The 21,019-nt window shown below is 69.8% G+C and carries 23 protein-coding genes and 1 pseudogene; 14 read left to right on the forward strand and 10 right to left on the reverse strand.

Translation table 11 applies throughout. The features are described 5' to 3' along the window. A partial coding sequence (locus ABZ953_RS31200) for a fructose-bisphosphatase class II (protein WP_358777721.1) occupies window positions 1-143 on the reverse strand: 143 nt, incomplete at its 3' end. A gap of 218 nt (window positions 144-361) precedes the next feature. On the opposite strand from ABZ953_RS31200, the gene ABZ953_RS31205 reads away from it, so the two are divergent. Next, window positions 362-880: a DUF4245 domain-containing protein gene (locus ABZ953_RS31205; protein ID WP_361730837.1), complete on the forward strand. Its 519-nt coding sequence runs from the start codon at window positions 362-364 to the stop codon at window positions 878-880. A gap of 119 nt (window positions 881-999) precedes the next feature. Here the strand turns inward: ABZ953_RS31205 and ABZ953_RS31210 are convergent, their stop codons facing one another. From ABZ953_RS31210 to ABZ953_RS31225, 4 genes are all read right to left on the reverse strand, one after another. Beyond that, complete coding sequence (locus ABZ953_RS31210; RefSeq protein ID WP_361730840.1) at window positions 1,000-1,590, reverse strand: malonic semialdehyde reductase; 591 nt, start codon at window positions 1,588-1,590, stop codon at window positions 1,000-1,002. Window positions 1,591-1,748: 158 nt separating this feature from the next. Beyond that, window positions 1,749-2,006, reverse strand: coding sequence for an exodeoxyribonuclease VII small subunit (locus ABZ953_RS31215; RefSeq protein WP_361730843.1), 258 nt, complete (start codon window positions 2,004-2,006; stop codon window positions 1,749-1,751). 9 nt (window positions 2,007-2,015) lie between these two features. Then, window positions 2,016-3,287, reverse strand: coding sequence for an exodeoxyribonuclease VII large subunit (gene xseA, locus ABZ953_RS31220; protein WP_361730846.1), 1,272 nt, complete (start codon window positions 3,285-3,287; stop codon window positions 2,016-2,018). A gap of 399 nt (window positions 3,288-3,686) precedes the next feature. Then, window positions 3,687-5,099 (reverse strand): APC family permease, encoded by a 1,413-nt coding sequence (locus ABZ953_RS31225; protein WP_361730849.1) that lies wholly within the window; start codon window positions 5,097-5,099, stop codon window positions 3,687-3,689. 85 nt (window positions 5,100-5,184) lie between these two features. On the opposite strand from ABZ953_RS31225, the gene ABZ953_RS31230 reads away from it, so the two are divergent. Both ABZ953_RS31230 and ppgK read left to right on the forward strand, forming a co-directional pair. Next, window positions 5,185-6,177 carry a 4-hydroxy-3-methylbut-2-enyl diphosphate reductase gene (locus tag ABZ953_RS31230; protein WP_361730852.1) on the forward strand — a complete coding sequence of 331 codons (993 nt, stop codon included), beginning with the start codon at window positions 5,185-5,187 and terminating at the stop codon, window positions 6,175-6,177. Between the two features lie 39 nt (window positions 6,178-6,216). Further along, entirely contained in the window at window positions 6,217-6,957 is a 741-nt protein-coding gene (gene ppgK, locus ABZ953_RS31235; RefSeq protein ID WP_361730855.1) for a polyphosphate--glucose phosphotransferase, read from the forward strand. Window positions 6,958-7,006: 49 nt separating this feature from the next. On the opposite strand, the gene ABZ953_RS31240 is transcribed toward ppgK, so the two are convergent. Further along, the gene (locus ABZ953_RS31240) at window positions 7,007-7,504 is read right to left on the reverse strand and encodes a DUF6542 domain-containing protein (RefSeq protein ID WP_361731079.1); all 498 of its coding nucleotides are present in this window, start codon (window positions 7,502-7,504) and stop codon (window positions 7,007-7,009) included. A gap of 359 nt (window positions 7,505-7,863) precedes the next feature. Between ABZ953_RS31240 and ychF the strand changes: the two genes are divergently transcribed. The 3 genes from ychF to ABZ953_RS31255 all read left to right on the forward strand — a co-directional run bounded on the left by ychF (window position 7,864) and on the right by ABZ953_RS31255 (window position 9,820). Further along, window positions 7,864-8,952, forward strand: a complete 1,089-nt coding sequence (ychF, locus tag ABZ953_RS31245) for a redox-regulated ATPase YchF (protein WP_361730858.1) — start codon at window positions 7,864-7,866, stop codon at window positions 8,950-8,952. A 335-nt stretch (window positions 8,953-9,287) separates the two neighbouring features. Beyond that, complete coding sequence (locus tag ABZ953_RS31250; RefSeq protein ID WP_361730861.1) at window positions 9,288-9,569, forward strand: type II toxin-antitoxin system prevent-host-death family antitoxin; 282 nt, start codon at window positions 9,288-9,290, stop codon at window positions 9,567-9,569. Further along, window positions 9,566-9,820 carry a Txe/YoeB family addiction module toxin gene (locus ABZ953_RS31255; RefSeq protein WP_361730864.1) on the forward strand — a complete coding sequence of 85 codons (255 nt, stop codon included), beginning with the start codon at window positions 9,566-9,568 and terminating at the stop codon, window positions 9,818-9,820. Before ABZ953_RS31250 ends, ABZ953_RS31255 begins: the two co-directional genes overlap by 4 nt. 46 nt (window positions 9,821-9,866) lie before the next feature. On the opposite strand, the gene ABZ953_RS31260 is transcribed toward ABZ953_RS31255, so the two are convergent. Both ABZ953_RS31260 and ABZ953_RS31265 read right to left on the reverse strand, forming a co-directional pair. After that, the gene (locus ABZ953_RS31260) at window positions 9,867-10,916 is read right to left on the reverse strand and encodes an ABC transporter permease (protein WP_361730867.1); all 1,050 of its coding nucleotides are present in this window, start codon (window positions 10,914-10,916) and stop codon (window positions 9,867-9,869) included. Next, window positions 10,913-11,929 carry an ABC transporter ATP-binding protein gene (locus tag ABZ953_RS31265; RefSeq protein ID WP_361730870.1) on the reverse strand — a complete coding sequence of 339 codons (1,017 nt, stop codon included), beginning with the start codon at window positions 11,927-11,929 and terminating at the stop codon, window positions 10,913-10,915. The genes ABZ953_RS31260 and ABZ953_RS31265 overlap by 4 nt, the downstream gene beginning before the upstream one ends. Before the next feature lie 310 nt (window positions 11,930-12,239). Between ABZ953_RS31265 and ABZ953_RS31270 the strand changes: the two genes are divergently transcribed. Both ABZ953_RS31270 and ABZ953_RS31275 read left to right on the forward strand, forming a co-directional pair. Further along, a complete protein-coding gene (locus ABZ953_RS31270; protein ID WP_361731082.1) occupies window positions 12,240-13,547 on the forward strand; it encodes a histidine kinase in 1,308 nt (435 codons plus the stop codon). Then, window positions 13,544-14,200 carry a response regulator transcription factor gene (locus ABZ953_RS31275; RefSeq protein ID WP_361730873.1) on the forward strand — a complete coding sequence of 219 codons (657 nt, stop codon included), beginning with the start codon at window positions 13,544-13,546 and terminating at the stop codon, window positions 14,198-14,200. Before ABZ953_RS31270 ends, ABZ953_RS31275 begins: the two co-directional genes overlap by 4 nt. A gap of 51 nt (window positions 14,201-14,251) precedes the next feature. On the opposite strand, the gene ABZ953_RS31280 is transcribed toward ABZ953_RS31275, so the two are convergent. Then, complete coding sequence (locus ABZ953_RS31280) at window positions 14,252-14,734, reverse strand: MarR family transcriptional regulator (RefSeq protein ID WP_361730876.1); 483 nt, start codon at window positions 14,732-14,734, stop codon at window positions 14,252-14,254. Between the two features lie 81 nt (window positions 14,735-14,815). Here ABZ953_RS31280 and ABZ953_RS31285 point away from each other — a divergent pair, with 81 nt between their 5' ends. After that, the gene (locus ABZ953_RS31285; protein WP_361730879.1) at window positions 14,816-15,121 is read left to right on the forward strand and encodes an HGxxPAAW family protein; all 306 of its coding nucleotides are present in this window, start codon (window positions 14,816-14,818) and stop codon (window positions 15,119-15,121) included. A gap of 387 nt (window positions 15,122-15,508) precedes the next feature. Here ABZ953_RS31285 and ABZ953_RS31290 read toward each other — a convergent pair whose 3' ends face one another. Continuing rightward, window positions 15,509-16,123: a TetR family transcriptional regulator gene (locus ABZ953_RS31290; protein ID WP_361730882.1), complete on the reverse strand. Its 615-nt coding sequence runs from the start codon at window positions 16,121-16,123 to the stop codon at window positions 15,509-15,511. Window positions 16,124-16,204: 81 nt separating this feature from the next. On the opposite strand from ABZ953_RS31290, the gene ABZ953_RS31295 reads away from it, so the two are divergent. From ABZ953_RS31295 to ABZ953_RS31315, 5 genes and pseudogenes are all read left to right on the forward strand, one after another. Next, window positions 16,205-17,137 (forward strand): oxidoreductase, encoded by a 933-nt coding sequence (locus ABZ953_RS31295; protein WP_361730885.1) that lies wholly within the window; start codon window positions 16,205-16,207, stop codon window positions 17,135-17,137. A gap of 74 nt (window positions 17,138-17,211) precedes the next feature. Then, window positions 17,212-18,054: an alpha/beta fold hydrolase gene (locus tag ABZ953_RS31300; protein WP_361730887.1), complete on the forward strand. Its 843-nt coding sequence runs from the start codon at window positions 17,212-17,214 to the stop codon at window positions 18,052-18,054. Between the two features lie 163 nt (window positions 18,055-18,217). Beyond that, window positions 18,218-19,447, forward strand: a complete 1,230-nt coding sequence (locus tag ABZ953_RS31305) for a cytochrome P450 (protein ID WP_361730890.1) — start codon at window positions 18,218-18,220, stop codon at window positions 19,445-19,447. Window positions 19,448-19,449: 2 nt separating this feature from the next. Further along, window positions 19,450-19,635: pseudogene (locus ABZ953_RS31310) on the forward strand (ferredoxin); the annotation flags it as partial. Between the two features lie 632 nt (window positions 19,636-20,267). Next, window positions 20,268-20,735 (forward strand): response regulator transcription factor, encoded by a 468-nt coding sequence (locus ABZ953_RS31315; RefSeq protein ID WP_361730893.1) that lies wholly within the window; start codon window positions 20,268-20,270, stop codon window positions 20,733-20,735. Window positions 20,736-21,019: the final 284 nt, after the last annotated feature.

Genomic DNA, 21,019 nt, shown 5'->3' on the forward strand with positions numbered 1-21,019 from the left:
GCGCCGTTCTTGTCGCCGCGGCCGACCCAGCGGCCCGCGGCCATGGCGGCGGCCTCGGTGACCCGGACGAGCTCCAGGGCGAGGTTGCGGTCGGGGGCCTCGGGAGAGACTTCGAGCTCGGACGGGAGATGATGCTCGGTCATCGGAGCGCACCTTTCTGCTGATACGACGACGGCCGGATGCCGGGTGAGGGATTGTGAACGACTCTATCCGTAGGCCGACAAAATGAGCAGAGGGCCCCACGCATGAGCGGGTGGGACAGGCCAGGGGCCCTGACGGAGGCACCGACCGAGACACCAACAGAGGCACCAACAGAGGCACCGGGGGAAGAAGTGCGGGTGGCGCCTGAGACCATGGGGGCGTGGCAGGAAGACAAGGCACTCAGACCGTCAAGAACATGCTCTGGTCGTTGGTGGTGATCGCCCTCGCCGCGGGCGTGATCTACATCTTCGTCCCGCATGACGAGTCCAAAACCGCCGTCAAGCGGGTCGACTACCGGGTGGAGCTCCTGACGGCCCGGCGAGCGGCGGCGTATCCGGTGGCGGCGCCCGAGGGCCTCCCCAAGGCGTGGAAGCCGACGTCGGTGCGGTTCAACGGCGCCGAGGACGACACCTGGCACCTGGGCTTCCTCGATCCGGACGAGGAGTACGTCGCGATCGAGCAGTCCACCGGCAAGCCCGCCGCGTTCATCAAGGACGTCACGCAGAAGGCCTCGAAGACCAAGGCCACCGACGAGATCGGCGGCCGCACCTGGCAGCGGTACGAGGGCCCGAAGTACAACGCCCTGGTGAGCGGCGAGAAGGGCGCGACGACGGTGATCACCGGCACGGCGTCCTTCGGGCAGCTGACGAAGATGGCCGAGTCGCTGAAGATGTCTTGATCGCGTGAATCGCGTGAATCGCGTGAATCGCGTGTATCGCGTGTTCCGATTACGGGCGCGCGTACGCGAAGGGCCCCCGGCGGTGTGCCGGGGGCCCTTCGCGCGTGCGTACGGGGGTGTCAGACCGTCGTGATGACGTCGTCGAAGGCCAGGCGCGGGGAGCGCGGGAACCAGGCGTCGTCGCCCGGCTTGCCGATGTTGACGACCATCAGCGGGGTGTGGTCGTCGTCCAGGAACTCCTTCTGGACGCCGGCGAAGTCGAAGCCGGTCATCGGGCCCGCGGCGAGCCCGGCGGCGCGGACGCCGACGATGAAGTAGCCGGCCTGCAGCGTGGCGTTGACCAGGGCGGCCTGCTCGCGGACCGGGCGCTCCGAGAAGAAGGCGTCCTTGGCCTGCGGGAAGTGCGGGAACAGCGCCGGGAGCTCCTCGTGGAACTCGTTGTCCGCGGAGAGGATCGCGACGAGCGGCGCGGTCGACGTCTTCGGACGGTTGCCCTCGGCCATGTGCTGCACCAGGCGCTCGCGGGCCTCGGGGGAGCGGACGAGGGTGACGCGCAGCGGCGACTGGTTGAACGCGGTCGGGCCGTACTTGACCAGGTCGTAGATCGCCTGGACCTGCTCCTCGGTGACCGGCTCGTCGGTGAAGGTGTTCGCGGTGCGGGCCTCGCGGAAGAGCAGGTCCTGGGCGGCGGGGTCAAGTACGAGAGACATGGATCAACCTTCTTGAACGTACGGGGGGTGTCTGCCAAACCCGTCACCGGGCTCGCAAACACGACAGTACGCCGCCACTGTTCAACTTTCAATTAAAACCGGACCTGCGTGATCCGGTTCACAAACCGCAGGTCACGGCTGTTTCTGGCGGTGAGGCCTCAGGCGTCCCGAGCGGCACCCGGCTCGTCGTCCGCGTCCGGCCCCGCCAGGGCCGCGTCGAGCCGCGCCCGCGCGCCGTCCAGCCAGCGGCGGCAGACCTTCGCCAGCTCCTCGCCGCGCTCCCACAGCGCGAGCGACTCCTCCAGGGTCGTCCCGCCGGTCTCCAGGCGGCGTACGACCTCGATCAGCTCGTCCCGCGCCTGCTCGTAGCCGAGCGCGTCCGTGGGGACCGCGGCCTCGTCCGTCTTGCTGGTCATGCGCCCACCCTAATTCTCGGCGTTATTCGTATGGTTCGCGTCGTCTGTGTGACCGGCCTGCCGGGCGGTATCCGTCTGCGTCGTCCGTACGGTGAAGGAGCCCTCGGCGACGCGCGCCCGCAACTCCTCGTCGACGGCGACCTCACCCGGCGCCCGGACCACGGTGCCGTCCGGCTTCTGCAGTACCGCGTACCCCCTCTGGAGGGTCGCGGCGGGGGAGAGGGCCACCACGCGCGCGTGCGTGTGCGTCAGCTCGGACCCGGCCCGGTCGAGGAGGTGCCCGAGCGTGCGGCGGCTGCGGTCGACGAGCGCCGCGACCTGCTCCTCGCGCTCCTCGACCATGCGGTGCGGATGCTCCATGCAGGGGCGGGCCAGGGCGTGGGCCAGGCCGCGGGCCTCGCGGTCGAGGAAGGCGTCGACACTGCGCCGGGCGCGGTCCCTGAGCCACTGCACGCGCTCGTGCTCCTCGCCGACGTCCGGCACGACCTTCTTGGCCGCGTCGGTCGGGGTGGAGGCGCGCAGGTCGGCCACGTGGTCGAGCAGGGGGTTGTCCGGCTCGTGCCCGATCGCGGAGACGACGGGCGTACGGCAGGAGGCGACGGCCCGCACGAGCTGCTCGTCCGAGAACGGCAGCAGATCTTCCACGCTGCCGCCGCCGCGCGCCACGATGATCACGTCGACCTCGTCGTGACCGTCGAGGTCCTTCACGGCCTGCACGACCTGGGGCACGGCGTGCACGCCCTGGACGGGGACGTTGCGCACCTCGAAGCGGACGGCGGGCCAGCGGTGCCGGGCGTTCTCCAGGACGTCCCGCTCGGCGGCGGAGGCGCGGCCGGTGACGAGCCCGATGAGCTGCGGCAGGAACGGCAGCGTCTTCTTGCGCTCGGGAGCGAAGAGCCCCTCCGCGGCGAGGCTCTTCTTCAACTGCTCGATCCGCGCGAGCAGTTCACCGACGCCGACCGGCTTTATCTCGGCGGCCCGCAGCGACAGCTGCCCCCGCCGTTCGTACCACTCGGGCTTGGCGCGTACGACGACGCGGGCGCCCTCGGAGACGACGTCCGCCACCGCGTCGAACACCTGGCGGTAGCAGGTGACGCTGACGGAGATGTCGTGCGAGGGATCGCGCAACGTCATGAAGACGACACCGGCACCGGGCCTGCGGGACAGCTGCGTGATCTGCCCCTCGACCCAGATGGCACCGAGCCGATCGATCCACCCACCGATGAGCCGCGACACCTCCCCGACGGGAAGCGGCGCGTCCGGGGACGTATTGAGAGCCATACCCCGAGCGTAGCCGCCGGGTCCGACACCTCCCCCGCTCTGACGGGGTCGCGGGGAACGGCGCGAGCACCCACGTACGACCGGCACGGGGATCGGTGGTGCGGGTCTCCGATCAGGGGCGCGGGGAACGGCGCGAGCACCCACGTGCGACCGGCACGGGGGGCGGTGGTGCGGGCCTCCGATCAGGGGCGCGGGGAACGGCGCGAGCACCCCCGTGCGACCGGCACGGGGATCGGTGGTGCGGGCCTCCGATCAGGGGCGCGGGGAACGGCGCGACCAACCCCGTACGACCGGCACAAGAGTCCGCACGCCAGGCCCCCGATCAGGGGCGCGGGGAACTGCGCGAGCAGCCACCCACCACCCGCACCAGAAACTGAACCGCCCCCACCCCCCCCACGGTCACCCCAGCCGGGAGGCCCCCGCCCGTTGGGCGACAAGCACCACCAACCCCACCCCCAACCAAACCGCCCCCACCACCTGCGCCGCCCCCGACGCCTCCCAGATGACCGCCACCACAATCGCCGCCCCGAGCACGGGGATCAGCAAATGCCGCCACCAGCTGAAGCCGGACTCGGCCCCCTCGGCGCCCCCGGCCCCCCGGTACCGCACCACGAACCACCCCACGACACTCGCATGCAGCAGCAGAAACGCCGTGAGGGCCCCGATGTCGACCACCGACACGAGGTGGTCCATGCCGTCGTCCCGTCGCGCCGCCCACACCGCCGCCACCAACGTCACGACCGCCGCACACAGCAACGCCACCCGAGGCGTCCCGGAGTACGTCCTGGCCAGGACCTTCGGCAGCCGCCGCTCACGGGCCATCGCGAAGAGCAGCCGTCCCGCGGCGGCCTGTCCGGCCAGCGCCGCGAACGCCGCGCCGATCGCCTTGCTCGCGGCCACCAGATCGTGCAGCCACGTACCGGCCGCCGAGTCCACCGCGTCGTAGAACGCCGTGCCCTGCTTGCCCGGCTCCGCCGCGAGCTCGGCCGACGACAGCGGCTCCAGGAGGGCCACCAGATACGTCTGGAGGATGAACAGGAAGCCCGCGAGCGTCAGACACACGAGCACCGCCCGCGCGACCTTCGCCGACCCGCCCGTCACCTCCTCCGCGAAGGACGCGATGGCGTCGAAGCCCAGGTACGACAGGACGGCGATCGACACCGCGCCGACCACCGCCGACAGCGCGAACGCGCCCTGCGAGCCGTCACCCGTCAGCGGCGAGAGCCAGTCGCGCTGCGCCCCGTCCCGTACCAGTACGACCACGGCCGCCACGATGAAGACCAGCAGCACCACGACCTCCATGGCGAGCACCGCGAAGCCCACCCGGGCCGCCGCCCGCACGCCCCACAGGTTGAGCGCGGTCGTGATGAGCACCGCGAGCGCCGTCCACACCCACCGGGACACCGACGGCACCAGCGAGTTCATGGCGATGCCGGAGAAGAGGTAGGCGACCGCCGGAATGAGGAGGTAGTCGAGCATCGCCATCCATCCGGCGATGAACCCGGGGCCCTTGCCGAGCCCCGCGCGCGCGTAGGCGAACACGGACCCCGCCTGGGGGACCACCCGCACCATCTGCGCGTAACTGAACGCGGTGAACGCCATCGCGACCGTGGCGACCAGGTAGACGAGGGCGACGGCGCCGTGCGACTTCGCATCGAGCGTTCCGAAGACGCCGACCGGTGCCATGGGGGCGATGAAGAGCAGACCGTAGACGACGAGGTCACGGAAGCCGAGACTTCGCCGCAGCCCCTCACCCCCGGCGGACCCGTCGGGCCCGGCATGGGCTCCCGTACTGGCGGACTGACCAGACATCGTGCCTCCGTAGATCTGCGCAGGCCCCCAGTCTCTCCAGTCTCTCCAACCGGGCGATCTTTGACGCGCTGGACGCGGCCTTACGATGGTGGGCATGACTGCAACGCCTGGCACCCGCCGTGTCCTGCTCGCCGCTCCCCGTGGCTACTGCGCCGGCGTGGACCGTGCCGTGATCGCCGTCGAGAAGGCCCTGGAGCAGTACGGGGCCCCGATCTATGTCCGCCACGAGATCGTCCACAACAAATACGTGGTGCAGACGCTGGAGAAGAAGGGCGCGATCTTCGTCGACCGGACGGTGGAGGTCCCCGAGGGTTCCATCGTCATGTTCTCCGCGCACGGCGTGGCCCCGACCGTCCACGCGGAGGCCGCCGAGCGCAAGCTCGCCACCATCGACGCCACGTGCCCGCTGGTCACCAAGGTCCACAAGGAAGCGGTCCGGTACGCCAAGGACGACTTCGACATCCTCCTGATCGGTCACGAGGGCCACGAGGAGGTCATCGGCACGTCCGGTGAGGCGCCCGACCACATCACGCTGGTCGACGGCCCCGAGGACGTCGCGAACGTCGAGGTCCGCGACCCGGACAAGGTCGTCTGGCTCTCCCAGACCACGCTCTCCGTGGACGAGACGATGGAGACGGTCGACGCCCTCAAGGGCAAGTTCCCGAACCTGCTCTCGCCGCCCAGCGACGACATCTGCTACGCCACGCAGAACCGCCAGATCGCGGTCAAGAAGCTCGCCGAGGACGCCGAGCTGGTCATCGTCGTCGGCTCCAAGAACTCCTCGAACTCCATCCGCATGGTCGAGGTCGCCCTGGACGCGGGCGCCGCCGCCTCGTACCTCGTCGACAACGCCGACGAGATCGACGAGGCCTGGCTGGAGGGCGTGACCACGGTCGGCCTGACCTCGGGCGCCTCCGTGCCGGACGTTCTGGTGGACGGCGTCATCGAGTGGCTGGCCGAGCGGGGATACGGCGACGTGGAGACGGTGAAGACCGCCGAGGAGTCCATCACCTTCTCCCTCCCCAAGGAGCTCCGCAGGGACCTGCGCGCCGAGGCGGCCGAGCTGTCACAGGGCTGAGCGCGCCGCAGGGGCCGAGGGCGTCGTACGGTGGGAGCCATGCAGATCTTCGGTGTGGACATCGGCGGATCAGGGATCAAGGGCGCGCCCGTGGACCTGGACCGTGGAGACCTGACGCAAGAGCGGCACAAGGTGCTGACCCCGCATCCGGCGACGCCGGAGGCCGTGGTCGAGGGCGTGCGCGAGGTGGTCGAGCACTTCGGCTGGAAGGGCCCCATCGGGGCGACCTTCCCCGGCGTGATCACCGGCGGCACGGCCCGCACCGCCGCCAACGTCGACAAGAGCTGGATCGGTACGGACATCCAGAAGCTGGTCTCCGACCGGCTGGGCGGCGCCTCCGTCACGGTCCTGAACGACGCGGACGCGGCGGGCGTCGCCGAGATGCACTTCGGCGCGGGCCGTGACCGCAAGGGCACGGTCATCCTGCTGACCCTCGGCACGGGCATCGGCAGCGCGCTCTTCACCGGTGGCCGCCTGGTCCCGAACACCGAGCTCGGCCACCTCGAACTGCGCGGCCACGACGCGGAGAAGAAGGCATCGTCCAAGGCGCGCGAGGACGAGGACCTGAGCTGGGAGCACTGGGCGCGCCGCGTCCAGAAGTACCTCGCGCACGTGGAGATGCTGTTCTCGCCGGAGCTGTTCATCATCGGCGGCGGGGTGAGCCGCAAGGCGCACAAGTTCCTGCCGCTCATCGAGGGCATCTCGGCGGAGATCGTCCCGGCCCAGCTGCAGAACGACGCGGGCATCGTGGGCGCGGCGATGGCGGCGGCAGAGGCGTAATCCTCGGTCTTCGTTCCTGTCCCTCGTCCCTCGTCCCTCGGCGCGAGGCTCAGGCGGCGGGCACGCGCTTGCCGCCACCGCCACCGCCACCGCTGCCGCCCCCACCACCGGCCGGGCGCTGCGCGGTGCGGCCCTGCCGCCGCAGCGTCATCAGCCGGATCCGGCGTACGGTCACGATCAGTCCGGCGACGAGCGTCCCCCCGTACAGCCAGCCCGCGTGGAACGCCAGCGTCGTCACGAGCCCCATGACCTGGCCGCCGAACCCGTCCGACCCCTCGGAGATGGGCAGCACCCCGGCCGCGAAGGCGATCGGCACGCCCACCGGGGCGGTGACCAGGTCGGCCGGGCGCACCCACAGGGCGGTGAGCGCGGCCACGGGCAGGAACAGCACGCCGTACGCGACGACGGAACCGCCCGCGACCAGGCGCAGCAGACAGGCGAGCAGGAACATCACGGCGGTGCAGAAGAGCCCGCTGCCGAGCCCGGTGAGGCGGGGGTTCGGAATCCGCCGCAGCGTCCGGTAGAGCGGGGTCCGGCGCAGTGCCAGGACGAACGGCGGGGCGGGGCGACGCGGACGTGGCGCGCTCCGGTACACCGCGCCTGCCGAGGCGGGCCGGCTCTGCGGGGGCAGCGGGGCGGTTCGGCGGGGCCGCGCCGGTGAGGTGGTCCGGGGGGCGGACTGAGGGGGACGCGTCCTGTGTTGCTCCACTGGACCAACCTAGGCGGGACAGCGCGCCGAACCCGATGCGGGACACGCCTTTGGGTCGACCTTGGCCATGCGTTCGAGGGGGCGGCGACGGGCCGACGGGGGCGTCGGCGGCACGCCGTAGACTGGGGGATCGCCCCACGGTCGCTCCGGCCCTCCGGGCCGTCCACCCACAGCCCTCACGTACGGGAAGTCGCAACGTGTCGCTCACGATCGGAATCGTCGGTCTGCCGAATGTCGGCAAGTCGACCCTGTTCAACGCCCTGACCAAGAACGACGTCCTTGCGGCCAACTACCCGTTCGCGACGATCGAGCCGAACGTGGGCGTGGTCGGCGTCCCCGACCCCCGCCTCACGAAACTGGCCGAGATCTTCTCCTCGCAGAAGGTCCTCCCGGCGACGGTCGACTTCGTCGACATCGCAGGCATCGTGCGCGGCGCGAGCGAGGGCGAGGGCCTGGGCAACAAGTTCCTCGCGAACATCCGCGAGTCGGACGCCATCTGCCAGGTCATCCGCGCCTTCAAGGATGAGAACGTCGTCCACGTCGACGGCAAGGTCTCGCCCAAGGACGACATCGAGACGATCAACACCGAGCTGATCCTCGCCGACCTCCAGACCATCGAGAAGGTCCTGCCGCGCCTCCAGAAGGAGTCGCGCATCAAGAAGGACGTCGCGCCGAAGGTGAAGGCGGTCGAGGAGGCCCAGGCGATCCTGGAGAAGGGCGACACGCTCTTCTCCGCAGGTATCGTCCAGGGCTCCGGCAAGGAGGAGCTCCTCCACGACCTGCACCTCCTCACGACCAAGCCCTTCCTCTACGTCTTCAACGTGGACGAGGACGAGCTGACGGACGACGACTTCAAGGCCGCGCAGAGCGCCCTTGTCGCCCCCGCCGAGGCGATCTTCCTCAACGCCAAGCTGGAGGCGGACCTCGCGGAGCTCGACGACGAGGAGGCCCTCGAACTCCTCCAGTCCGTCGGCCAGGAAGAGCCCGGCCTCGCCACCCTCGCCCACGTCGGCTTCCGCACGCTCGGCCTCCAGACCTACCTCACGGCAGGCCCCAAGGAATCCCGCGCCTGGACGATCAAGAAGGGCGCGACGGCCCCCGAGGCGGCCGGTGTCATCCACACCGACTTCCAGAAGGGCTTCATCAAGGCTGAGGTCATCTCCTTCGAGGACCTGGTCGAAACGGGCTCGGTGGCCGAGGCCCGCGCGAAGGGCAAGGCGCGCATGGAGGGCAAGGAGTATGTGATGCAGGACGGGGATGTGGTGGAGTTCCGCTTCAACGTGTAGCGGATACGTGGCGTTACGTCGCGTCGCTGATCTGGCAAGTTCCAGGTCAGAAGGGGTCCGGCTCTTCGGGGTGGGGCCCCTTCCGCGATCTCGCTCGCCTCCAGGACGTTCCATCAGCCGGTGATGGTAGCGCTGCAGTCATACGGGTGCCCGATCTTCGGCGGTGCGGCCAAGGCGACCGTCCACCCGCTGAACTTGGCGGACGTGCAGGCAACGACCGAGCTGGACGCCGGGCTTCGTGGTGCCCGGGTGTCCCGGCCCTCATGTATCGCGCCCCCACGGGGTGGGTGTGAGTGGTACGTTATTAGGTACCACTTAATGGAAGGTGTCAGGTCGTGTCGATCACCGCGAGCGAAGCCCGTAAAGCGCTTTTTCCGCTGATCAGGCGGGTCAACGACGATCACGAGGCCATTGAGATCGTCTCCAAGCACGGGAACGCCGTGCTCGTGTCCGCCGAGGACTACGCGGCGCTGCGCGAAGGCTCGTACCTGCTGCGCTCGCCCGCGAACGCACGGCGACTGCTCAAGGCATATGAAAATGCCCTGGGCGACATCAACGTGTCGGAGCGCGAGCTGATCGACCCGGACGCAGCGGATCCTGTCGTGGGTGCCGAGTGAGGCTTGTCTTCGAGGACCAGGGCTGGGAGGACTACACGTCCTGGCTCCAGAACGACCGCAAGATGCTGGCCCGGATCAACAAGCTCATCGCGGACGTGAAGCGTGATCCCTTCACGGGGATCGGCAAGCCCGAGCCGCTCAAGTACCACTTGCCGGGGGCGTGGTCGAGGCGGATCGACGACGAGCACCGGCTCGTCTACCTCGTCACGGACAAGGAAATCGTCATCCTCGCCGCCCGCTACCACTACTGAAGGGCCGACTCCGTCGGGAGTCGGCCCCTCTGTTGGTCGGGGTGGGTTACAGGAGGCGGTTGCGGGATTTGGGGATGATGAAAGCTAGGAACGCGGCGGTGATGGTGAGCATGATGGCTGCTCCCAGCCACTGCATCGGGTGCATCTGGGAGGCCGGCAGGTAGTCCATCGACCAGCCGACGACGTGCTTCGACTCCAGGCAGGCGGTGTGTGCCTGGGTGTTGTCCGACTTCTCGACGCAGGTGGTCCAGTCCAGGTGGGCTCCGGAGCTCGTGAGGAAGTCCGTGCCCTGGCCCTGCTGCACCGCCTCCGTGGGCAGCTCCGGCCGTGTGGCGCCGGAGCCGACGCCGCTCTCGGTGCTCACCGTCCGGATGTGCCCCAGGTCCAGCCGGAACCGGTCCCAGACGACCCCGATCGCCCCGACGATGCCGAGCGTGACCACCATCGACACCAGCGTGCGGCGCAGGACCAGGCCGACCGCGACGCCCACGGTGAACGTGAGCAGGGCGTAGGCGACCGGCATGACCCCCGTGCTGTCGAAGAACGTGCCGCTGGTCCATTCCAGGGTGTCGGCCCGGCCCCTCAGCGGGCTCCACCACCAGCTGAACACGGTGCCGAGTACCGCGGTGGACAGCGCGATCAGCGCCGCGGTCACGGCGTACTTCGTGGTGAGCCACCGCAGTCGGCTGACGGACTGCGAGGTCACCAGCTTGGCGGTGCCGGACTCCAGGTCACCCGCCACGAGCGGGGCGCCGAGGAAGACGCCGACCAGGATGGGGACGTAGCCCAGGAACCCTCCGAAGCTTGACAGGCGGTTGGTGTACTTCTCGAAATCCGGCGGCAGGCCGTCGGACTTCCGCGTGGAGGAGTCCAGGGCGTCGAGCTGGTCCATCAGCTGGCCGCGCAGATAGACCATGGCGAGCACGCCGAGCAGCGTGAGGGCGATGACCGTCCAGTACGCGGCGCGGTGCTGGCGCCAGACGAGCCACGCCGTGCCGGAGAGCCGGGGAGTGGACGACGATCGCCGGGTGCCCCTGTCGTGGTCCGGGTGGCCGGGGGGCGCCGTGGGGGCCGGGCCGTGCGTGAGCGTGCTCATGCGGTCACCGTCTGCTTCCAGTCGCGGGTGATGGTGTCGCGGATGTCGCCGACCCGGGCGCTGGAGGCGATGAGGGGCGGTGCGTCGGGGGACCGGAGGTAGGCGAGGAGGAGCTCCTCGAGGGTGGGGGGCTCGGCCTGACCGCCGTACCTGACCGGTTCGCCGAGGCGCGCCAGGACGCCCGGACGGCCCTCGGCGCTGTGCGACTCGATGACCGTGTGCGGTGCGAGGGCCGGGGACGAGCCGTCTGCCGTCACGGCGAACAGGGCGTGTGCGGCGCGCAGTTCGTTCACCTCGCCCGCGAGGCGCAGGCCGCCGTTCGCGACGACGAGCAGGAAGTCGCAGATGTACTGCAGCTCGGCGAGCATGTGCGAGGACACCAGGACCGTCGTGCCGTGCTGGGCGGCCTCCGCCGTCAGGGTGGCCATGAGCTCGCGGCGTACCAGCGGGTCCAGATCGGACATCGGCTCGTCGAGGATGAGCAGATCGGGGCGCTTCCCGAAGGCCAGGGCGAAGGCGACCCGGGTGCGCTGCCCGCCGGACAGGGTGCCGATCTTCGCCTTCAGCGGCACCTGGCCCGCGTGGACGATGCCCTCCGCGACCCCCTGGTCCCAGCGCGGGTTGAGCTCGCGGCCCAGGCGCAGCGTCTCGGCCACGGTGAAGCGCCGGAACAGCGGCTTCTCCTGGGTCAGGAACGCCGTACGCAGGACCGCCTCCGTCGACCCCGGCGCCGCGCCGAACACCCGCAGGCCGCCGGTCGTCGGGCGGATCATGTTCGTGGCCAGGCTCATCAGGGTGCTCTTGCCGGCGCCGTTGGGGCCGACGAGTCCGCACACACGCCCGGCCGGCAGCCGGAACGAGACGTCCCGCAACGCCCAGCCGCGGCGGTACTCCTTGCCGAGGCCGTGGGCTTCGATCGCCGGGATCTTTACCTGTCCCGGTGTCGGGGACGGTGCCGGGTGGGCGGGGTTCGCATGGCTTCCGTAGTGCGGGGGAGGGGACGAGTGGTGCATGTGTGACTCCTGCGCGCGTGGGGGGAGGGCGATCGGGCGCCTCGTGATCGGCGGGCGGGCAGCACGTCCTCGACGCGGGCTCCGGCACTCGCGGGGGATCCCCGTCGCGGTGCGGTCGGCCGTGATCATGACATGCTCCCTGGTGAGGATTGGCGGACGTCGTCGCCCGGTGCACGCCACTCTTCTCCGCCACGGCCCGGCGGCGGATCGGGCGAAAGACAGATCATGCGCGGCCGGCTCCGACTTTCGGCCGGTCGGCGGAGGGACGACGGTGAGAGAGATGCCGGTCAGGGAGATGCCGGTGAGGGAGATGCGGGAGGCGGCGGACGGAGCGGTCATAGCCGGGGCCACGCCCGGAGCGGCCAGGGCCACACCTGGAAAGCGGCGTGCGGCGCAGCTGGCGCAAGCACTGCCCGTGCCGGTGTGGACGCTCCTTGTCGGCGGCCTGCTCGGCCTCGTCGTGCTGGACTGGGTGGGCGGTCTCTACGGGCGCACCGGTTCCTACGGGATCGTGAACCAGGGCCCCCCGAAGCTGACCGGCGCTCTGCTTGCCATCGGTCTCGTCATCGCCTCGCCCCGGCTCGGCAGCCGGGTCCTGCCGAAGGCCGCCTGCGTACTCGGCGTCCTGTCGCTGTGCGTCTCGGTATGGCTGCACTTGGAGATGAGGGGCAGCTCGCAGGCGTTGGGATTCGCGGAACCGGCGGCGCTGGCGTGGTTGCTTCTGATCGTCGCCCGGCGCGGGCAGCCGTCGTGGGCGATGGCGGCCGTGCCCGTGCTGTGGCTGGCGATCGTGCTGCGGCCGATGTCGGTCTCGGTGCGGCAGTCCACCACCATCATGGCGCTGCTCTTCGCCCTGGCCGCGGTGACGGCATTGGGCATCGGCCTCGGGATGCGCCTGCTCCTGGTGGACCGGCGGCGGCAGGCCGCGGCGCTCCGGCTCGAGCAGCGGACCGAGTTCGCCAGGGATCTGCACGACTTCGTCGCCCACCACGTGACCGGCATCGTCGTACAGGCACAGGGAGCCCAGGCGATCGCGGACCGGCGGCCCGAACTGGTCGCGCCCGCGCTGCGGCGGATCGAGCAGGCGGGCGGGGAGGCGCTGACCTCGATGCGGCACATGGTGGGGATGCTGCGCGACGCCGACGGGGAAGTGGCCCTGACGCCGCTGGCGGGTATCGGTGAACTGCGGTCGCTCGTCGAGGAGTTCTCGGTCGTCGGCGGCGCCCGTGGCCGGCTCGAACTGGAAGGGTCCTTCGACGACCTGCCGGTGGAGGTGACCACGACGGCGCACCGGGTGGTGATGGAGGCCCTCACCAACGCACGCAAGCACGCCCTCGGATGCACCGAGGTGCGGGTGAGCGTGGACCGTTCCGGGGACCGGCTCACCGTACGGGTCGTTGACGACGGGCGGCCGCGCCACGTGTCCGGCGGCGGGTTCGGCCTTACGGGGCTGGCTGAGCGCGTGGGCTTGATCGGTGGGACCGTTCAGGCGGGGCCGGTCACGGGGGGTGGGTGGGGCGTCGAGGCGGTGCTTCCCGTGTCGCCCGTGTCGCCTGTCTCGCCCGTGTCGGTGGGGGCGTCTGTGGCCTCGACCTCGGCAAAGGTGACGGGCTCATGACGATCCGCGTGCTGATCGCCGACGATCAGGCCATGGTCCGTGCCGGGTTCGCGATGATTCTGGCCGCCGAGGACGACATCGACGTCGTCGGGGAGGCAACGGACGGGGTGCACGCCGTGGAACTCGCCGAGCGGCACCGGCCCGACGTGGTCCTCATGGACATCCGCATGCCCCGTATGGACGGCCTGGAGGCGCTACGCAGGCTGACCCGTCCCGGCACCGTGAATCCGCCGAAGGTCGTCGTGGTCACGACGTTCGACGACGACGAGTACGTGCAACGGGCCCTGAGCGAAGGGGCTTCCGGATTCCTGATCAAGGACTCCGGCCCCGCTCTGCTCGTCGAGGCCATCAGGGCGGCCGCCTCCGGCGAGGCGCTGGTGAGCCCGGCCATCACCGTCCGGCTCCTGCGGCGCCTCAACAGCGCCGCGCCCGCCTCTCGGGAGCCGCACACCGCGCTGTCCGCGCGGGAGGAGGGGCTGGTGCGCCTGGTGGCCAGAGGACTGACCAACGCGGAGATCGCCGTCGAGCTGTCCATCTCGGTGGGCACGGTGAAAACCCATCTCACCAACGTGCAGAGCAAGTTGTCCGCACGTAATCGTGTGGAGATCGCCGCTTGGGCCTGGGAGTCCGGGCTGGTCGAGGGGCGCGGGTGAGTGTGAGCGGTGCGTCCTGACCGGGTGTCGGGCCGGGTATCGCGCGTCGCGTCACTCTTCGCAGGAGTCCTCCAGGTACGAGCGGGCCAGCGTGCCTGCGCGGGTGCACCAGTCGGTGAGCAGCTCGATCTCCTCGGGCGTGTACGCGGCGAAGAGCTCCGCGAGGCGCGCGTTGTACGGTTCGTAGACGCTTCGTACGCGCTCGGCGGCGTCCGGCAGAGCGGTGACGTGCACCCGGCGCCGGTCGGTGGGGTCGGGGCGGCGGGTCACGAACCCGCCGCGTTCCAGGCGGTTGAGGATGCCGGTCACCGCACCCGTCGTCACATGCGCGCGTCCGGCCAGATCGCCCGCGGTGACCGGGGAGTCCCCGGCCCGCAGGATGTACGCGAAGCAGACGAGGTCCGTGACGCTGAGACCGAGGTTCTTGGCGAACTCCTGCTGGCCCACGAGGCTCGTCGTGACCAGGTCGTCCAGTGCGCTGATCGCGTCGGCCGCGGAGGGGCTGGAGGGGCTGGGTCGGCGCTTGCCCGCCATTGAGAACCCCTTAGAACGTAAGGTAAATTGCTTACTTGCTAAGTCATTGTAGGTGGATGCACGAGCACGGGGAGGCAGTACGTGAGCACGCACGACGACGGCCACACGGTCGCGGGGTGGACCGGGTGTGCCCTCGGGGCGGTGGGGGCGCTGGCCGCCGGATTCGGTGTGGTCGGCTGGACGCCGGGGATCTGGCTCGGGCTCGGCGTGATGGTGCTGGCCGTGCTCGTCACGTGGATCCTGCATCTCGCAGGGTGGGGCAAGCCGCCGGGCATCAGGCCGACGGCCCACCGCGGCCTCGGCATCCGGGACGCCGCCGCGCGTGCCGGACACCCGGACTGCGTCGGCTGCCGGATAGCGGGCCGCCGGGCCGTGCGGGTGTCCTGACGGACGGTCGGGCGGGTTCGGGCGGGGCGTCGCCCTGGCCGGTTGGGGCGGTCCCAGGGGGTCCGGGTGCCCGGGTGGGGGCGAGCCTCCGCCGCGGATGAGGGATGAGGGATGAGGGATGAGGGATGAGGGGGGAGGCTGCGGCTGAGTCGGTTGCGGTGAGTTGCTGACCGGCTTGGTCCAGTTGAGTGAAGGCGTCAACTAGGCCCTGGGCGCGGCTTGTTCGTCGGCCAGGGTGGGTGGTCGCGTCGGGCGTGGCCGCGCCATTCGACCTCCCGGTGGCCCGTGTCCCCGGGGCGGCCCGGCCGCTTTGGCCCGCGCGTAGACGTGACGGAGACCCGGACGCCGTTATCCCTCACGCCGCTATCCCTCACGCCGCCAACCCGCCTACCCCCGAGCCGAGTTGTCCAGCGCCGGTGCGATGACCGTGAAGACTCGGTCGGTCAGTGCGGCCGGGTCCTCGGAGCCGTCGCTCTCGCTCCAGCGTTGGAGTACCGCGTCGAACGCCGACAGAGCGATTCCCGCGGCCACATACGGATACAGATCCGTGTCGGCGTCCTGGCCCACGCGGTCGGCCAGTTCTCGCGCGAGGCCGTCGCGCCACTGCGCCTGGCGCTCCAGGAAGCGGGCGAGCAGGGCGGGTGTGTCCAGGACCAACCGTACGACGCTCAGGGCCTGTTCGGCGTGGCCCGCGCAAGCGTCGAGGGGGACGCGGACGGTGTGCCGCAGCGCCACCGACGGCGGCTCCTGGGCGGGGCGGCCCGCCAGTTCCGCGCGCATGCCCGTGCCCATCTCGGCCAGGAACTGGATGACCACGTCCTCCTTGGACGCGAAGTACCGGAAGAACGTCCGCTTGGACACACCGGCGGCGGCCACGATCTCGTCGATCGTGACCGCGTCGAACCCCTTCCGGGCAAGGAGCTTCAGCGCCGCTCCGGTCAGTTCGTCCGAGACGAGCTGACGCTTGCGTTGGGCCAGGCTCACTTCAGGGCGGGTAGTCACCTTTCCATCGTATACGCCATGCCTTCGATGGCATCAAGTATCGGCTTGACACTCAATGCCATGTGAGGCAGCTTGTGCCGCATGAGCAATCAGAGCTGGACCGCCGAGCAGATCCCCGACCAGAGCAACCGCGTCGTCGTCGTCACCGGGGCCAACAGCGGCCTCGGCCTGGCGACCACGCGCGCGCTCGCCCGCAAGGGCGCTCACGTGATCCTTGCCGTACGGGACGAGGCCAAGGGGCGTCGCGCGGTCGCGGAGATCACCGCCGAGCACCCGGGCGCCCGGCTCGAGGTGCGCCAAGTCGACCTGGCCGACCTCGACTCGGTCCGCTCCTTCTCCGAGAAGCTGCACGCCGACCGTGCGCACCTGGACGTGCTCATCAACAATGCCGGTCTGATGGCTCCGCCCCGCACGCTCAACGCGCAGGGCTACGAAGTGCAGTTCGCCGCCAACCACCTCGGCCACTTCGCGCTCACCGGCCTGCTGATCGACCTTCTCGAAGCCGGTGACAACCCCCGTGTGGTGACGGTGAGTTCGCCCAACCACCGGCAGGGCACCATCTTCTTCGACGACCTCACCGGCGAGCGCAAGTACTCGCCCATGGGCTACTACAACCAGTCGAAGCTCGCCAACGCCGTCTTCGGGTGGGAGCTCCACCAGCGGCTGACCGCGGCCGGAAGCCCGGTGCGCAGCGTGCTCGCGCACCCCGGCTACACCGCGACCAACCTGCAGACGAGCTCGCCGGTCGGCATGGTGAAGTTCCTGTTCGGCGGCCTCCTCAAGCCGCTCGCCCAGTCCCCCGACCAGGGCGCGCTGTCCCAGCTGTACGCGGCGACCGCGCCGAACGTGGCCGGTGGACAGTTCATCGGGCCCGACGGCATGGGAGAGCTGCGCGGCTCCCCGAAGGTCGTGGAACTCGCCCCGAGGGCCTCCGACGCCGAGACCTGCCGTCGGCTGTGGCAGCTGTCGGAGGAGCAGACCTCGGTGCGGTTCGCGTTCCGGGCCGCTGCCTGACGCTGCGCTGCCGTACGCGTCGTACGCGCTGGTCGTACGCGCTGAACGAGTCTCCTGGAAGGCAAGGCACGAAGGTGACCGCGAACATCACTGCGACCACTGACAGCACTGACAGAGCTGACAGCACTGACAGAGCTGACAGAGCTGACAGCACTGATAGCACTGAGACCAGTCCGTGGATCCGCCGGTACACCCCGGCCGACGGCGCGCCCGCGCGGCTGCTCTGTCTGCCGCACGCCGGTGGGTCGGCCTCGTTCTATCTCCCGTTCTCCCGCTCGCTCGCGCCCGACGTCGACGTACTGACCGTCCAGTACCCGGGGCGTCAGGACCGCCGCAACGAGCCGTGCGTGGACTCCGTCACCGGTCTCGCCGACGCGTTGGTGGACGAGGTGCTGCCGTGGGCCGACCGGCCGCTCGCCATCTTTGGGCACAGCATGGGCGCGATGGTCGCCTTCGAGCTCGCCCGACGTCTCGAACGGCGGGGGACACGGCCGCTCGTGGTCTTCGCCTCCGGCCGGCGCGCGCCCTCGCGGCTCCGCGAGGACAGCGACCCCGTACACCTGCGGGACGAGCAGGGCCTGATCGCGGAGCTGCGGGCGCTCAGCGGCACCGACGCGCGGGTCCTTGAGGACGAGGACCTGCTGCGGATGGCCCTGCCCGCCATCCGCGGCGACTACAAGGCGGCCGAAACCTACCGCTACGTGGCAGGGCCGCCGCTCGCCGCTCCCGTCCACGCGCATGTGGGCGTCGACGACCCCAAGGCGACTCTCGACGAGGTGCGTGCCTGGGCGACGCACACGGAAGGCGGGTTCGAGATGCACACCCATCCGGGCGGGCATTTCTATCTGACCGACCGGATGCCGAACGTCGCCGCCGCGGTGACCCGGCAGATCTCGGCCCTGCTAAAACCTCTTTAGCAGGCGGGAAGCTTTAATTCCGGCCTGTTAGGGGTTGTGTGACCTGTCTCACTAACGAAGTTTTTCGGTCAACCGCCTTGTTAGGCTGAAACCCTCTTTCCAATACCGAGTTCTGCGAGGTGTTGAAGCAGTGGGGGACGTTATGGGGGATGTCGTGGAGGACATGACAGACGTAGACGTTGCCGAACTCCCGGCATACCCGTTCATTGGGCCGGACGACAATCCGTTCATTCCCGTCACGGGGGCGGATCTGGACCGGCTCGAAGAGCAGGGAGAAGGGCCTGTGGGAAAGGTCCGGCTTCCGTTCGGGGGGTGGGCCTGGCTCATCACCCGGCATGAGGACGTGCGGCAGCTGCTGCGCCACCCGGGTTTCAGTTCGGACCAGTACAAGCCCGGGTTCCCGGTACTGAATCCGATTCCGCCGAAGCAGGACGACGCCTCGGGCCTGTTCATCTTCATGGACGGCGACGCGCACAGCCGCTTCCGGCGGATGCTGACCGCCGACTTCATGATCAAGAATATTCGGCGGATCGAGCCGCTGATCGAGAAAGACGTGGTCGAGGCCCTGGAGCGGATGCGCTCCCGCGGGGCGCCCGCGGACCTGATGAACGAGTTCGCGCTGCCTGTGCCGTCGATGACGATCTGTCACCTGCTCGGCGTCCCGTACGCGGACCACGACTACTTCCAGCACCACAGCCGCGTGATCATGGACAGGAACTCCGGCCCCGCCGAGGTCGAGGCGGCCCTCGGGGCCCTCGCCGTCCTGCTCGGCAGGCTCATCGAGGTCAAGCGGGCCGAGCCCGACGACGACCTGCTCAGCCGCCTTGTGGCCGAGCGTGTGGTGCCCGGCGAGCTCCGCGAGGACGAGCTCGTCAGCCTGGCCATGCTCCTGCTCGTCGCCGGCCACGAGACGACCGCCAACATGATCGGTCTCTCCGCCCTGGTGCTCCTGGAGCACCCCGAGCAGCTCGCGGCCCTGCGGGAGGACCCCGATCTGGCCCCGGGCATGGTCGAGGAACTGCTGCGCTACCTCACCGTCGTCCGTACCGGCCTGCCCCGTCTGGCCGTGGAGGACGCCGAGATCGGCGGTCAGAAGATCCGCGCGGGCGAGGGCGTGGTGGCGATGCTGGCGATGTCCAACCGGGACGGCGGCGTCTTCGCCGACCCGGACGAGTTCGACCCGAAGCGGCGGGAGGCGCACCGGCACATGGCGTTCGGCTTCGGCCTGCACCAGTGCATCGGTCAGCCGCTGGCGCGGGCCGAGCTGCGGATCGCCCTCGTCGAGCTGGCCCGCCGCTTCCCGGAGCTGCGGTCCGAGCTGTCCCTCGCCGACGTCCCGCAGCGCCCCATGGCGGTCACGTTCGGCGTGGCCGAGCTCCCGGTGACGTGGTGACCATGCGCATCACGGTGAACAGGGATCTGTGCGTCGGGTCCGGGAACTGCGTGATGAACGTCCCGGAGGTGTTCGACCAGGATGACGAGGACGGCCTGGTGCGGCTGCACATCACCGAGCCGCCCGAGGATCTGCACGATCCGGTCGAGGTGGCCGCGCAGATGTGTCCGGTGGGCGCGATAGAGGTCGACCCGGACGCGACGACGGAAGCGGCAGCGGAAGTCACCGCCGAAGCGACAGCGAGTGTGACGGCGAGTGTGACGCCCGGAGCGGCGACGCACGTGACGACGTAGGAACGGCGCAGCACACGGGGGAAGTGCGCTGCGTTTCGATTCTCATCGCGGAACCCGGGCCGTTCTTGAGTTCTTGAGTCTTGAGCTTGCGGGTCCGGTCGCCCGCCGAGTCTTCTCGGCGGGCGACGGGCTGGACGGGAATTGTTACCCGCCAGTATTGGCACTTCGCGAAGTGGTCGAGTGCCGCCGTGCTGTCCATTCACGTCCGGATTGTGCGGCGGTCGCCGATCCGGCGGATTTGATTCGATTGACGCGGTTGCGTCGACATGAGTCTCGGTGATGGCGTTTCGGCATGCGTTCTTCGCCCCTGTGTGAATTCCACATGGCAAGAGAGTGGATAAACCAGCAGGGGGGCGTTCGGTTTGCAGGCTTTAAATCAGGCACGAGTTGTTGTATGTGATCCTCACCCATATGCGCGGCTGGGTATTCGCGTAGCACTTGAGCAGGACCCCGCTCTCACCGTGGTCGGTGAGGCGGGAGATATCGTCGAGCTCCTTTCGGCGGCGGAATCACTCACACCGGATGTGGTGGTTCTCGAGGGCCGGTCGCAGATCGCCCACGTGCAGGAGCTCACCGACATCGGCACCGCCGTGGTCGTCGTGGCGGATGCGGAGATCGCCACGCGCTGGATGCGCTGCACGCAGGCCGACGTGCGTGCCCTCGTCCACTGCGACGACCCCGAGGATGAACTGGTGGAGGCGGTGCGCCGGGCGAGCGACGGCACCGGCTACGTGTCGACCGGTCTGAGCGGGGCGCTGCTCACGGTCATGCGGGCCACGCTGCCGCGGCACCTGTCGGCCGTGCCCACGCACACGCCGCTGACCTCGCGGGAGTCGGAGGTGCTCCAACTGGTGCGACGGGGCATGGCCAACAAAGAGATCGCCCGGCGGCTTGGACTGAGCGAGAAGACGATCAAGTTTCACGTCTCCAACGTCCTCGCCAAGGCGCACGTTGCGTCCCGGGCCCAACTGATCGCGTCGGCTGCCGCGATGTGAGGTCGCAGGACGATGTGAGGTAGCGGGGCGATGTAGTGGCGCTGCGGCACGGCAGCGCGGCGAGTGGGGGCGTGCGTACGGCTTCGGCTGTACGTACGCCCCCTTCGTCATACAGGTCGTCATACAGGAACGCGGCCCAGCCCGGCGTACGGGTCGCGGTGCACGGGTCGCGGTGTACGGGGCCCGAACTGCACGTAAAAGACGGGGGAGTTCGGGAGCCCTACCTGGACGAAAGTCCTGGTTCCGATGGCTGGTTCCTGCACCTAAGCCCGGCTGTCGAGCCC

Source organism: Streptomyces sp. NPDC046465, from assembly GCF_040646035.1.
In the GTDB taxonomy this organism is placed as follows: Bacteria; Actinomycetota; Actinomycetes; order Streptomycetales; family Streptomycetaceae; genus Streptomyces.

What these genes read in the sequence shown, in the direction of transcription:
- ABZ953_RS31210 (WP_361730840.1), bottom strand. Translation starts at nt 1,590, where the DNA reads ATGTCTCTCGTACTTGACCCCGCCGCCCAGGACCTGCTCTTCCGCGAG.
- ABZ953_RS31215 (WP_361730843.1), bottom strand. Translation starts at nt 2,006, where the DNA reads ATGACCAGCAAGACGGACGAGGCCGCGGTCCCCACGGACGCGCTCGGC.
- xseA (WP_361730846.1), bottom strand. Translation starts at nt 3,287, where the DNA reads ATGGCTCTCAATACGTCCCCGGACGCGCCGCTTCCCGTCGGGGAGGTG.
- ABZ953_RS31225 (WP_361730849.1), bottom strand. Translation starts at nt 5,099, where the DNA reads ATGTCTGGTCAGTCCGCCAGTACGGGAGCCCATGCCGGGCCCGACGGG.
- ABZ953_RS31230 (WP_361730852.1), top strand. Translation starts at nt 5,185, where the DNA reads ATGGTGGGCATGACTGCAACGCCTGGCACCCGCCGTGTCCTGCTCGCC.
- ppgK (WP_361730855.1), top strand. Translation starts at nt 6,217, where the DNA reads ATGCAGATCTTCGGTGTGGACATCGGCGGATCAGGGATCAAGGGCGCG.
- ABZ953_RS31260 (WP_361730867.1), bottom strand. Translation starts at nt 10,916, where the DNA reads ATGAGCACGCTCACGCACGGCCCGGCCCCCACGGCGCCCCCCGGCCAC.
- ABZ953_RS31265 (WP_361730870.1), bottom strand. Translation starts at nt 11,929, where the DNA reads ATGCACCACTCGTCCCCTCCCCCGCACTACGGAAGCCATGCGAACCCC.
- ABZ953_RS31270 (WP_361731082.1), top strand. Translation starts at nt 12,240, where the DNA reads ATGCGGGAGGCGGCGGACGGAGCGGTCATAGCCGGGGCCACGCCCGGA.
- ABZ953_RS31275 (WP_361730873.1), top strand. Translation starts at nt 13,544, where the DNA reads ATGACGATCCGCGTGCTGATCGCCGACGATCAGGCCATGGTCCGTGCC.
- ABZ953_RS31280 (WP_361730876.1), bottom strand. Translation starts at nt 14,734, where the DNA reads ATGGCGGGCAAGCGCCGACCCAGCCCCTCCAGCCCCTCCGCGGCCGAC.
- ABZ953_RS31295 (WP_361730885.1), top strand. Translation starts at nt 16,205, where the DNA reads ATGAGCAATCAGAGCTGGACCGCCGAGCAGATCCCCGACCAGAGCAAC.
- ABZ953_RS31305 (WP_361730890.1), top strand. Translation starts at nt 18,218, where the DNA reads ATGACAGACGTAGACGTTGCCGAACTCCCGGCATACCCGTTCATTGGG.